At 55.7% G+C, this 12492-nt stretch carries 14 protein-coding genes; 4 read left to right on the top strand and 10 right to left on the bottom strand.

Annotated elements, in window-relative coordinates:
* Positions 1–159 precede the first annotated feature (159 nt).
* From OU421_RS06535 to thiM, 3 genes are all read right to left on the bottom strand, one after another.
* A complete protein-coding gene (locus tag OU421_RS06535) occupies positions 160–393 on the bottom strand; it encodes a hypothetical protein (protein WP_268187824.1) in 234 nt (77 codons plus the stop codon).
* 259 nt (positions 394–652) lie between these two features.
* Positions 653–1351 (bottom strand): thiamine phosphate synthase, encoded by a 699-nt coding sequence (thiE, locus tag OU421_RS06530; protein ID WP_268187823.1) that lies wholly within the window; start codon positions 1349–1351, stop codon positions 653–655.
* 37 nt (positions 1352–1388) lie between these two features.
* Positions 1389–2198, bottom strand: a complete 810-nt coding sequence (gene thiM / locus OU421_RS06525) for a hydroxyethylthiazole kinase (protein ID WP_268187822.1) — start codon at positions 2196–2198, stop codon at positions 1389–1391.
* 156 nt (positions 2199–2354) lie between these two features.
* Here thiM and OU421_RS06520 point away from each other — a divergent pair, with 156 nt between their 5' ends.
* From OU421_RS06520 to OU421_RS06510, 3 genes are read left to right on the top strand one after another with little or no spacing between them, the layout of a single operon-like run.
* The gene (locus OU421_RS06520) at positions 2355–2969 is read left to right on the top strand and encodes a hypothetical protein (protein ID WP_268187821.1); all 615 of its coding nucleotides are present in this window, start codon (positions 2355–2357) and stop codon (positions 2967–2969) included.
* 58 nt (positions 2970–3027) lie between these two features.
* Positions 3028–3294, top strand: a complete 267-nt coding sequence (locus OU421_RS06515; RefSeq protein ID WP_268187819.1) for a hypothetical protein — start codon at positions 3028–3030, stop codon at positions 3292–3294.
* Positions 3254–4204: an acyltransferase gene (locus OU421_RS06510; protein ID WP_268187818.1), complete on the top strand. Its 951-nt coding sequence runs from the start codon at positions 3254–3256 to the stop codon at positions 4202–4204. The genes OU421_RS06515 and OU421_RS06510 overlap by 41 nt, the downstream gene beginning before the upstream one ends.
* A 217-nt stretch (positions 4205–4421) precedes the next feature.
* Here the strand turns inward: OU421_RS06510 and nifU are convergent, their stop codons facing one another.
* The 4 genes from nifU to OU421_RS06490 form a co-directional block, all read right to left on the bottom strand.
* Positions 4422–4838: a Fe-S cluster assembly scaffold protein NifU gene (gene nifU / locus OU421_RS06505; RefSeq protein ID WP_268187817.1), complete on the bottom strand. Its 417-nt coding sequence runs from the start codon at positions 4836–4838 to the stop codon at positions 4422–4424.
* 24 nt (positions 4839–4862) lie between these two features.
* Complete coding sequence (gene nifS / locus OU421_RS06500) at positions 4863–6059, bottom strand: cysteine desulfurase NifS (protein WP_326493527.1); 1197 nt, start codon at positions 6057–6059, stop codon at positions 4863–4865.
* Positions 6060–6165: 106 nt separating this feature from the next.
* Complete coding sequence (cofH, locus tag OU421_RS06495) at positions 6166–7245, bottom strand: 5-amino-6-(D-ribitylamino)uracil--L-tyrosine 4-hydroxyphenyl transferase CofH (RefSeq protein ID WP_268187816.1); 1080 nt, start codon at positions 7243–7245, stop codon at positions 6166–6168.
* An 88-nt stretch (positions 7246–7333) separates the two neighbouring features.
* Complete coding sequence (locus tag OU421_RS06490; protein WP_268187815.1) at positions 7334–8086, bottom strand: S24/S26 family peptidase; 753 nt, start codon at positions 8084–8086, stop codon at positions 7334–7336.
* Between the two features lie 95 nt (positions 8087–8181).
* Between OU421_RS06490 and OU421_RS06485 the strand changes: the two genes are divergently transcribed.
* Positions 8182–9594 carry a DNA-directed DNA polymerase II small subunit gene (locus OU421_RS06485; protein ID WP_268187814.1) on the top strand — a complete coding sequence of 471 codons (1413 nt, stop codon included), beginning with the start codon at positions 8182–8184 and terminating at the stop codon, positions 9592–9594.
* 18 nt (positions 9595–9612) lie between these two features.
* Here OU421_RS06485 and OU421_RS06480 read toward each other — a convergent pair whose 3' ends face one another.
* From OU421_RS06480 to OU421_RS06470, 3 genes are all read right to left on the bottom strand, one after another.
* Complete coding sequence (locus OU421_RS06480; protein ID WP_268187813.1) at positions 9613–10983, bottom strand: PAS domain-containing sensor histidine kinase; 1371 nt, start codon at positions 10981–10983, stop codon at positions 9613–9615.
* 282 nt (positions 10984–11265) lie between these two features.
* Positions 11266–11925, bottom strand: a complete 660-nt coding sequence (locus OU421_RS06475) for a hypothetical protein (RefSeq protein WP_268187811.1) — start codon at positions 11923–11925, stop codon at positions 11266–11268.
* Positions 11922–12473 carry a hypothetical protein gene (locus tag OU421_RS06470; protein ID WP_268187810.1) on the bottom strand — a complete coding sequence of 184 codons (552 nt, stop codon included), beginning with the start codon at positions 12471–12473 and terminating at the stop codon, positions 11922–11924. The genes OU421_RS06475 and OU421_RS06470 overlap by 4 nt, the downstream gene beginning before the upstream one ends.
* Between the last annotated feature and the right edge of the window lie 19 nt (positions 12474–12492).

Here is a 12492-nt window from a genome sequence, read left to right as displayed (position 1 = left end):
GGAATGAAGGGCACCTTGTGTGCAGTCCGCCACAATCATTTGAGAGTCTACCTGCGGGAATATTTCTTATGTATGAGAGTTTTTGAGGAAAACATTTCATAAATTTCTCAGCATTCTTCTCAATAACAAGGGTTAACATGCCCTTTCACACTCCACCCATCACTCGCACTTCACGATCTCATCCGGGTCAAACGCGACATATTCACCGGACTTCTCAATTTCTGCCACCATCTTCCAGTCGCGGTAATCCCGTTCACGGCGAATCATCGCAGAAAGCAGGTCATCAAAACTTTGCCCCGCACCTTTCAGATCATGGAGATCACGCCAAGTGGATTCCTTCACCGGATTACGCTTTATGGTGCTCCCCCCGGATTCGCCCGTGCTGGTAGACATAATTGCCAATGGAGAGACATTCAACAAATAATGTGCCTAAATGCCACATTGTGAACAATTGGCAATATGTCCATAATTGCCATTTCGACCCTGAGGATAACCATCCCACGGAAATTAACCATGATGTATGAAACGCGGGACGAACCCGTCGCCTGAGGAAAAGAGGAGAACGCCACCGGGGCAAAATATTTCATTCATCTGAGAATGATTCAGATGAATAAAAATCCCATTCGGATAGGAAAGAGATGTACTGACGGGTTCACCGCACCCCGTCAATCATCCCGCACATCGCCCGTGCGGCAGCCGTGACATCCTCTTCTGCGACAACCGCCGAGATCACGGCGGCCGAGTCCGCCCCGGCACGAAAGACGTCCTGCACGTTGTGCATGCCGATGCCGCCGATGCCTACGACCGGCACGGAGACCGCCTCGCGGATCTCCTGCAGGAGGCCGAGGCCGCAGACTGCACCCGCATCCGCCTTCGATGTCGTCGCATAGACCGGGCCTAAGGCCACATAGTCCGCCCCCTCGTGGATCGCCCGGCGGGCCTCTGCAACGGAACCCACCGAGACACCGATGATAAACCGGCGGTCCGGGCCGTCCCTGCTCTTGTTTCTCACGGCGACCACCCGGTCTGCTTCAGTCCGTGCCTCCTGAACCGAGCCGTCACCCTGGCCGAGGTGCACTCCGTCCGCCCCGGAGGCAAGGGCCACCGCAAGCGAGTCGTTCACGATAAAGATGGCATTCTGTCCGGCAAGCGCCTCCCGGACCGCGATGGCCTCTTTCAAAAGATCACTCCCCGAAAGCTCCTTGTCGCGGAGCTGGATGACGCCGGCCCCGCCTGCTGCAGAAAGGGCCGCAAGAGCCGCGTGGGACCTGCCCCGGCCGATACCGGTATCAGTCACGACATAGAGCGGTGGAAGGCCGGAGAGCCGGTCTTCCGTAAAGTATGCATTCATGGGTTTCATTATCCGTGGTTTTTTGCAGGAGGCTGTTTCAGGCCGCACCTGCATCCCGCACGTCGGCGTGGGCCGCGAGGTCGTCCTCTGTGAGGTTCGCCATCTCGTCAAAAAGCGCTGTGCGGAAGGAATACGGTCCCCGTGCCAGCTCAGCCGCCCGTTCCCCGGCCCGGCTGAAAGACGCACAGGCCGCAGCAGCCGCGACCACCGCATCGTCTCCTGCCGCAACAAACGCCCCAACGACCGAGGCCGTCATGCACCCCGTCCCCGAGAGACAGCCCATCAGGGGATTGCCGTTTCCGACGACAAGCGTCCGTTCCCCGTCTGATATATAGTCCTCCGGGCCGGTCATCACGACAACCGTCCCGTACGTCCGGGCACAGGAGGCCGCAACCGCCGCAGGGTCGCCGGCAAGACCCGCCGAGTCCACTCCCCGGACCTCTCCACCGGCACCGGCGAGAACGCCAATCTCACCTGCATTGCCCTTCAGAACCGCGATATCGAGCTCTGCGAGGAGTCGTTCGCACGCTTCGGTCCGCATCGCAGTCGCCCCGGCCCCCACCGGGTCGAGGATGACCGGGATGCCCCGCTCGTTTGCCGCACGCCCGGCAATAAGCATCGACTCCACCTGTGCTGCCGAGAGCGTCCCGATATTGAGTACGACCGCCCCTGCGAGTGCCGCCATCTCTCCGGCTTCCTCCGGTGCCGCCGCCATCACCGGTGCAGCCCCGGTACAGAGCGTGATATTCGCACAGTCGTTTGTCGTCACGGTATTCGTGATATGGTGCACCAGCGGCCGGGAGTGTCGGACAGCCGTGAGTGCATCTGCGATTGATTTCGGGTCCATTTGTTGTCACCGGTTGTATGTTAGTATCTATTCGTCTCCCAAGGTAAGAAGGGTTTTCACCGGGGCAATCCGGGAACAGATCGATGTCAGTATCCGGCGGCCGACAGAATCCTTATTGCCCTTCCCGCGATATGGATCGACAGGGAACATGTTCTGATGACCGGCAACCTGCATACCACCCTGACAATATACTCGCCGGTACTGGCAATTCTGGGCTACCCGCTCATATATACCGTGCTTGGCGGGCCGTACATCGCGATTGCACTGGCAGGAGCAGCAGCACTGGGCGCAATTCTCCTGCTGGATTACGTGAAGAAAGCGAGTCGCTTCTGGTGGGTGGGAATGCTCTATCCCCTCCTGCTCGTCCTGATCATCATCACCGAAATCATCTCCCTTGCAGATCCCTACCTGTTCCTCCAGGTCGCAGACGGGATGACACCGGCAAGACTGGAGGCAACACTCTATTATCTCATCATCCCGGCCTCACTTCTCTTCTATGCCGCGATGACGCCGGAATTCAGGACAATCATGAAAATTCCGGTTTTCATTGCGGCGTGCATCAGCGTTCTCCTGCTTGTCCCTCTCTATGAAACGCTCTCATATGCCTTCTTCTCCGGGGACGGCGCCATCGTCACCGATGTCACCTATGGATTTATCACGCTCATTTTCATCGGGTTTTTTGGCATACCGCCCCTGACGGTCTGTGGTCTCATCATGGGTTCACGGATGAGCGGCGAGATACGCTCCCGGCTCGCGGATACAGGCGAGTGAAGGAAAATATTGTTTGCCATACGTTCCGTACACCTGACCGGTACAACCCGCTATCCTAATGACTGCCACCCCCCCACAGGGGGAGGACGACGACGTAAGCCGGCCGGCGATAAGCATCGGCTCCATCTACGAGAGAGACAGCGTCCTGATATTTAGCACAACGGCGTTCGCCATCACCACCATCTCGTCTGCTTCTTCCGGTGCCGCTGCCATCACCGGGGCAACCTATGGAGCACCCGCGGGATTTGTATGGAGCATTCGGGATAACCCGTATCACCTCCCTTGTGGTAGAGATCGATGGGAGTGGTGCAGGTGGGCCTTTTAAAGATGTGCCTGAAAACCCGGACGGCCAGGGTGATAAAACCCAGGGAAGAAAAACGCTCCTTTTAGTCGAGAGAGGGGCCGGAATCCAGGTATATGTCTTTGGAATATTCACGGCGATAACCGGCAGCATTATTACCGAACCCACCATTCACACGCGTATGTACCCCCATGAAAACGCCGTCACCGGATTGCTCAATGATATCAGGGATCTCCTCAGCAGAGGGCCGGACGAAGAAGCGACCGATGAAATTCTCCGGTTAATAGGTGTGCCGATGCCGGGCAATAACCTGCTCTATGACGCCCGAATTTACAGCGATTACCTCCCGAAGAGCGAAGAACTGATAATCACACCGGAAAAACGTCACCTCCATCTTCTCTGGGACGCCTTCGACCGCTCCCCGCTCTCCCTTGCCGTCAACTTCGCGTTCCCCTTTCGTCGCATGATCGCCCGTCAACTCTTCAGTGCCTGTGGAAAAAACTTCTGTGCCGAATGTGAGATGCGTTTCAACTTCGGCCATACCCTAACCGTTGGGGACGACGTATTCATCAACCGCGGCCTCTTCATCGACACAAAAGGCGGGGTCACCATCGGAAATGCCGTCGGGATCGGAGAATTCGTGCGGATCTTTACCCACAGTCACGGCGAGGCGAATCACGCAGAGCGGACCTATGCGCCGGTTACCATAGAACCCTATGCAAAGATCTACACCAACGCAATGATCCTGCCGGGAGTAACAATCGGTGAAGGGGCGATCGTGGGAGGTGGCGCTGTCGTAACAAAGGACGTTCCCCCATGGACCCTTGTAGCCGGCGTCCCTGCAAAAGCAATCAGAGAGCGGATGACGGAAGGGAAGAGAGGGCCGGCCCTCAACCACATATGGCTCGCCCACGGGGCGTTTCAGGATGAATAATCACGCCCTATTCTATCGCCCTTGAGATGGCCAGACGGGGAGGGATGGTCTTCAATCTTCAAACATTAGTGAGAATAGTCACACATTCAGGGGGATTTCATCCCCCGACAGCCCCCCTCCATGGGATGCACCCTATACGGGAGAGTGAAGGAAAAATTCGTACACCTGACCAGTACAACCGAGGGAATTCAACCAAAAAAGAAAATATCCGGGAAACTCAGTGCTCGTGCCCTTCCCTGTGGCCGCCCGTCTCTTCCCAGGGCTCCAGGCCCTGTTTCACACGATAATCATTAATCGCCGCGTGAATCGCCTCTTCAGCGAGAAGCGAGCAGTGCACCTTCTGCGGGGGGAGACCCGCGAGGGCCTCGACGACCGCCTTGTTCGTGAGGTCCCATGCCTCCTCCACCGTCTTTCCACGGATGAGCTCCGTTGCCATGCTGCTGGAGGCAATCGCCGCCCCGCACCCGAAGGTCTGGAACCGGACGTCTGCTATTGTATCGTCCTCCACCTTCAGGTATATCTTCATGATATCCCCACACTGGGCGTTGCCGACCTCGCCCTCGCCGTCTGCGTCCTCAATCGCACCCTGGTTTCGCGGGTGCTCAAAATGGTCCATCACTGTCTCGTTGTACATCTCTTTTCTCCTCCTGTATGCCAGTTATCCTGATTCGGGGCGGCTCCTGAGCTCTGCGGGTGTCAGGGGAGACATATCCCGCAGCCGCTGCACGATCTCCATCACCGCCGAAATCACATAATCAACGTCTGCTTCCGTCGTCTGCTCCCCGAGAGTCAGGCGCAACGAGCCGTGCACCACCTCGTGTGGCAGGCCGCAGGCCATCAGCACGTGGGACGGCTCGAGGGAGGTGGTACTGCAGGCGCTCCCCGTCGATGCCGCGATCCCCCGCCGGTTCAGCATCAGGAGAATCGACTCGCCCTCGATATACGCGAAGACCACATTCACATTGTTCGGGAGGCGCCGCTCCGGGTGGCCGTTCAGGTAGGTCTCCGGAATGGAAAGAAGCCCTGCCGTCAGCCGGTCGCGAAGCGCTGTGATGCGGCGTGTGTTCTCCTCCATCTCCGCCGTCGCGAGTTCGAGCGCCATCCCCATCCCGACGATGCCGGGAACATTCTCGGTTCCCGCACGCCGCCCCCGCTCTTGTGCACCACCGTGCATCAGGGGGTCGAGCCGTACACCCGGCCCGATATAGAGTGCCCCTGTCCCCTTCGGGCCCCGGAACTTGTGGCCCGAGAGCGATAGTAAATCAATATTCTGCGCCCGCACATCAATCGGGATATGCCCCACCGCCTGCACCGCGTCCGTGTGGAAGAGGACGCCGTGCTTTCGTGCAACGGCACCGATCTCTGCCACCGGCATGATCGTCCCGATCTCATTGTTCGCCATCATCACACTCACGAGAATCGTCTCCGGTGTGATCGCGGCCTCCACCGCTGCGGGGTCGACCATCCCGTAGCGGTCCACCGGGAGATAGGTCACCGAGAAACCCTGCTTCTCGAGCCACACACAGGTATGGGAGATAGCATGGTGCTCCACCGCTGACGTGATGATGTGATTTCCCTTCGCTTTCCGGGCAAAAGCCACCCCTTTGAGCGCCCAGTTGTCAGACTCCGTCCCGCCGCTCGTGAAATAGATCTGCTTTGGTTCCGCCCCAATGGCAGCCGCCACCTGTTCTCGTGCCGCAGCGACGGCCTCCCGGGAGACCCGTGCGAGGTCATAGAGGGAAGACGGATTGCCAAAATGTCCAGTCATATAGGGGACCATTGCCGCCGCCACTTCCGGACGGGTGGCAGTCGTCGCTGCATGGTCCATGTACACGAGGCGTTTTTCTGTATTCATATCGTATTCCTTCCGGGAAAAATCTCCAGACGGAATGTACCTGTCAGATACAATAAACATATGCAACCGTCACACCGGAAAAAGAGAGAATGCGTTCCTGCAACCCTTAATCGAGAAGTTCATAGACCGTTGAACGGCGCCGCAGCACCCGTCCCAAGTCATCAGTAATCCGCCGCATCTCCACCGGATCGAAATAATCGGCTGCAACCGCACCCGCATCCCCCGATACCTCGTCGGTAAACATCGTCCCGCCGAAGTCATTGCCGCCGGCCATAAGTCCAAGAGAGGCCATCCGGAAACCGACTTTCCCCCACGATATCTGAATGTTCGGGATATTATCTAAGAAGAGCCGGGCAACCGCAAAGGTGAGGATATCCACCCGCCCCAGCGAGCCGCCGGTGACCAGCCCCGCCCTCTGCAGAGGGGTGTTCTCGTGAATGAACCCCATGGGAATAAACTCCGTGAACCCACCGGTTTCATCCTGTATGTCCCGAATCACGCCGAAGTGCTCGGCCCGGTCGGTCGCCGTATCCAACGAGCCGTACATGATCGTTGCGGTGGACTTCATACCCAATTGGTGCGCTTCTTTGATGATACGGGACCATTCAGCAGTTGGAATTTTGTTCGGGCAGATCTGCCTCCGCACCGAGTCCACGAGAATCTCTGCTCCCGTCCCCTGCACGGTCCCGAGACCCGCATCACGCAGCATCTCAAGCACCTCCTTAGTCGTCATCCCGCTCTTCTCTGCGGCCCACGTAATCTCGTCCGGACTCATCGTGTGAATATCCGCATCCGGGATGATCTCGTGCCCGATGCCGATCATCTCCGCATAGCGCTCGGCACTGAAGTCGGGATGGACCCCGGAGAGATAACAGAGTTCGGTGACACCGCGTTCCTTTGCGAGAGTGACTTGTGCCCGGATACCCTCATCGCCTGCATCATAGGCGTCCGGCGCCCCCGGCGGCCTCCCGAATGCACAGAACCGACAGAGGTTCCGGCAGATATTGGTGATATGGACATTCTGGTTGCGCACATAGGTGACCACATCACCTACGGTCTGTTCGCGGAGGATGTCTGCCGCTGTTGTAATATCCCATACATCAGATCCGCGTGCCTTCAGAAGCCCCGCCGCCTCGGCAGGAGTGAGCCGGTGTCCTTCAAGGACATCATCTAAGAGCTCTTTCATCTGGATCAATTCCTGTCATGAGGTGTGAGCGTCGAGGTACAAAAGAGTTGTGAATGGACCCTCGCAACAAACGTCCACATCAAAGTGTTCAGCGCTTTTTTCCGGTGTTTTTCGTATCTTTTTTGGTCTTTACGCCCGTTTTGCCAGCGTTCCTTCCGGAAGGGGCCGATTTAGTCCTGTCGTTTCCATCTCCTTCCTTCTCCTCGCGTCTCCGCGAATACCACTCCCAGATTATAAGAAGGACAATAATAACCGCCGCAAACTCGATAATATGCAGGGGCAGATACCCAACCAGCGGTATCGCAAAGAGTGCCTTTCCAACAATCCACTCTTTTTTCACCGGCTGGATATACCCAATGTCCTGGTAGTAGGCATCCTGATCAACGGTCGGGTTATTATCCCCCTTAGTGATGTAGCCGGGTGTTGTCGTGTTATCATACCAGACCACCGCCCGGTGGATAATCGGGTTCACCGATGTATCGCCATTTGGTTTGTAGATAATGACATCCCCATAGACTTGGTTTCCCTGAAGATCCGGATATGTCGCAAACTTTGCATACCCGGCCTCTTGTCCCTCCGCCCACGAGGTCAGGGGCCCATACCGGTCAGCTGCCGCGACAAAGACAAGGTCTCCCACATTCATATTCGGAACCATGCTCCCTGATTCTACCGCGACAACCGCAGGCCAGGTGCCGGAAACGAGAAAGAGGAGGAGTGCGACCCCGCCGACAACCCCCAACACCCAGAGAATGTCGCGGGCCATACCTGCCTTCGGGTCATCGCTTTTCAAAAATCGCTGCACCCGGGTTGCCACCCCAAGGCTCCGGCGCTGTTCCTTCATAATAGAGTACCATTACCCCCTCAGAACATATGAAAGGTGAGGGAAAAACCATCACTTCATATGGGTTTTTACCCCCTGAACCCCAACCTATTTTCATGCAGCGTCCACAGGAGATCGTGCTCGGGTTTCTGGATCGCGGGATGCAGGTCCACCCCGATGTGGTCTCATATATCTCCGAACAGGGAGACCTCTCGCTCATTCCTGCCATTGTCGATGCTGTGCCGCCGCATGCAACCGTTGTTCTCCCCGAACATATTCCCGGATTCACCCGGGAACGCGATGGAATGCGATTTCTCACCGAAGCAAACGTCGATGTCATATATGGTGTCGGCACTCAGGAAAATAACGGCGTCGACTTCAGGGACTTCATCCACTATTTTCGCGACCGCTTCAATCGCCTCGCAGGAATCCTGCGGACGAGAAAGAGTTACGCAGGCGCCATGCCGATCGGGGGGATTGCCAGAAACAGCCGCTACTACAATATGGAGATCGTCCTCATCGGCATGGTGATGGAGGTCAGAAATACCACCAAGGGCCACCGGATGGCGATGCTCGAAGACCCGACTGGCATGATCAATGTTCTCTTCAATAAAGACCGTGAGGACTTTGCAGAAGCTGAGCGACTCATCCCCGACGAAGTCATTGCAGTCACGGGGCAGCTCTCCAATGACGGTAACCTCTTCTTTGCAAACTCCCTTGCACGTCCGGATATACCGGTGAACCATGCCCCCTACCTGAGCGAGACGCCGGGAAAGGCGGCGTTCATCTCTGACGTCCATGTGGGCTCCGACACATTCCTCGGGGAGGCGTGGGAGAAGTTCTCCGCCTGGCTGCACGAACAGCCAGATATAGGTTATCTTATGATCGCAGGGGATGTGGTGGACGGTATCGGCATCTATCCTGATCAAGACAAGGAGCTCACCATCCAGAATATCTACGGCCAGTATGAGGTCTTTGCTGATATGCTCCGGAAACTGCCTTCCCACATCCAGATCGTGGTCTCCCCCGGCAACCACGATGCCGTCAGGGGCGCCGAACCTCAGCCCGCTCTGCCCCCCCAGTTCTGTACAAATCTCCCGGAGAATGTCACCATGGTGGAAAACCCGGCTGTCGTGAAACTGCAGGGTGTTTCGGTTCTTATGTATCATGGCCGGTCTTTTGACGATATGATTGGTCTCATCCCAGGTGCCTCCTATACACACCCGGAGGAGGTAATGGTGGAGATGCTCAAACGCCGTCATCTCACCTGCACCTACGGGGAACGTACTCCCATCTATGCGTCCCGCGAGGATCGGCTTGTGATAGATCCAATCCCCGAAATTCTCCATACCGGTCATGTGCATATCTCTGGCATAGCCAAATATCGCGGAGTGCTCGCATTAAATGCCGGTACATGGCAGTCGCAGACCGCATTTCAGAAACAGATGAACATCCAGCCGACACCGGCACGTGCCATCATCGTCGACCTGCAAACCATGGAGCCGAAAGTAATAGACTTTCAGAAATAACACATAAAAAACCAAAGATCATAACGGGTCAACACTCCCGCGGATATGGTGCCGAGGGAACACCATCCGAAAAACGGCTCCCTCCCCTGGTGTCCCGCATTCCGTGATGGTAATCCCGGTGATTCCGAGCATTTCACGACAGAGAAAAAGGCCCAATCCCGTGTTGGAACCATATCCACGCTCAAATATCCGCTCTTTCATCTCCACAGGAACTCCTTTTCCGTCGTCGGAGAGCATGAGCACGCATCCCTCTTCGTACTCTTCACAGTCAATCCAAATATGCTCCGCCTCGTCAGCGTGACGCCCCACATTCTCCAGCAGATTATAGATCACTTTCTCAAAGAGGGGGTCGGCGAAGACTTCCATATCCCCGCAGGAGAGGGTGACCGGTACACCCGTTCCATGAAGCAAAATCTCTGCATTTCGTACCACGGTTGCAAGGCTCTGCCAGCGGGGAGGTTCCATCCCAAGGGAGTCATAGTCACGCGTAAAGGAGATCACCCGTTCGATAGTGTGGGCTGCGGCATTCATCATATCCCAGTAGTGGTCGGCTTTCTCCGGTGGCAACGATGCTGCTCCGATATCACCCCGTACCAGTTCATCACACATCAGAATGATCGATACCTGATTGAGGATATCATGCCGGGTGACAGACGATAGCAGCTGAATCTTCTTTTTTGCCTCCGTAAGCGCCTCCAGTACTTCATGCTCCTGTGTAATATCCATATGAATACCCGCCACCCGCGTAGGGACACCACGTCCGTCATCGGCAACTACGCGGCAGACTGACCGAACCCAAATCCACCGGCCGTCCCGGTGACGCATCCGAAACTCTGCTCTCGCTGAAGGCGTGGCGCCTTTTTCAAGGCGTCCAATGAATGCCTGCACACCAGCCCGGTCTTTCGGATGAATCCGGTTTATGAATATTTCATCCACCGATTTCCCCAGTTCCTCCACTTCATACCCAATAAGATGCGCCCACCCACTGTCAACGGACAGGGTATTTTCCTGCAAATAGGTATCCCAGAACCCGATACCCGCCCCCTCTTCTGCCACCAGAATATGGTCCAGTACGCTGCGCAACCGGGCAGACTCATTCGCATGACGGGTAACATCCACAGCTGCGAGAAGATGGGCACCCTCTCCATGCCAGGAAACCGGCACTGCATCTGCTGCATCCAGCACCGGCCCATTGCCATCAGAAATGGATCTTCCGCCGACACCGGAGGAAAAAAGCCGGGATATCTCATCCGGATCGGGAGGAGTATTCCGGAAATAGTCTGTTGCCGCCCGGTTTACCGAGCAGAGATATCCGTTTTCATCAATAATACACATTGGTACAGCATTGTTCAGAAATGCCGCCCGGTAATCCGGTACAGGATCCCCCATGATCTATCCAAACCCCCTCTGCCCTGCAAAGACACTTCAGGTTTTCCGGACTTTGGACCGGGAAAACCATTCCACCCGCAGGGTACAACAATGCCAGAAACCATAACCCCCGTTCAGGTCTGGCGGACATTACAAGGTGGACATAATACATATACCTTTCACCGGTTCGGAAGAGGGCTGGAAAAGTCACCATGAACACCGACGAACCTCCTCACGATATAAGTTCCCAATATCATACTGGAACACAAAAAAAGAGACAATTTTTAAAAATATATACCAGTTTCAAAGTTGCTTTTCTCCCTCCGGCGTTGTGGGCGCATCACCGGCTGGTATCTCAGCTGTGTTATCTTCAGACTCTCCATAGTACCGTCTCTTCTGATATATTCCGGCAGATGCAGCAATGATACCGAATACCAATGCATACCAAAAGGCTGAATTCAGGGAAAGTGATACCGGTATCTGCACCGTTGTGCCGAATGTCGTGATGGTTCCCACCGTATCCCCCATGATCATGGGCATAGAGATTTCAATACCTGTTTCCTGAAGGGAATACTCAATGCCAAATCCAGTGATAACAATTGTGACCATAAAAAACAGCACCAGCCATATCGGTTTTTTTGCTCCTATCCCTACCAACTGGTCAGAGAGCTGACGGTACTGTCGGCTGCACCGGAAGACGGACCCGACGAGGAGAAGGGCTCCATAGAAGACAATAATGATAATAATTGCGGTATTCACTGCCGCTATCAGAGGCGAGAAGAACTCCTGCCCAAACCCGTACATCCCCAGCATAAACGGAGAAACCTCCAGCATAAAGGCACCGTTACCAAACCGCACCGACCACCAGTATCCCAAAAACGGGAGTGCCATCAGGCCAATACCCGCCAACACACCGGGAATATTACAGTCTGCAACGGTCCACTTCTGTCTCTTCTCTATCATGGCCCCACACTCCACGGCCGGGTCATCGCGGTTGTTATACGGATACCCATTATCTCAATTTCAGAATAGAGTGTCCCTTCCACACTCCCTGATTTCAGGTCACGGACTGTATCAGGTGAAGCCGGACCCGTCAGAACAACCGGCACACTCCCTTCGGGAGGGATCGTCACCGGCGCCGCAAGAAAGGCGGAAACATTCCCGTCTTCCGAAATTACCCGGTATTCGATGCTCTGCACGCTCAGCGGATATGCGGTCGGATTCTGTACTCTACCCGTCATAGTGACGGTGCCTGCAGCAGGATCACCTTCCACCGCATCACCACTAACAAGCGGCCCATCTGCCTGCAGAAGTGACGACAGAGTCTCATTCAGCGGCCCTACAGGGTTTTCCGGAAGGGTTGCCGCATTCACATCAAATCCCACATTATAGAGAGCAATCACAAGAGCCAGAATGAGAATCACCAGTGGGAGGACCATAATCACAGTGCCAATCCGCGAATTCTCCATACCCACTTCCTGGAGAGCATCCCAGATAAACCTGTCTCTCATCAAATGGAATGATTTCCTG

The organism is Methanogenium organophilum, from assembly GCF_026684035.1.
GTDB classification, from domain to species: domain Archaea; phylum Halobacteriota; class Methanomicrobia; order Methanomicrobiales; family Methanomicrobiaceae; genus Methanogenium; species Methanogenium organophilum.
Note: the sequence above shows the minus strand (reverse complement) of the source record. Positions and strands in the feature narration are given on the sequence as shown.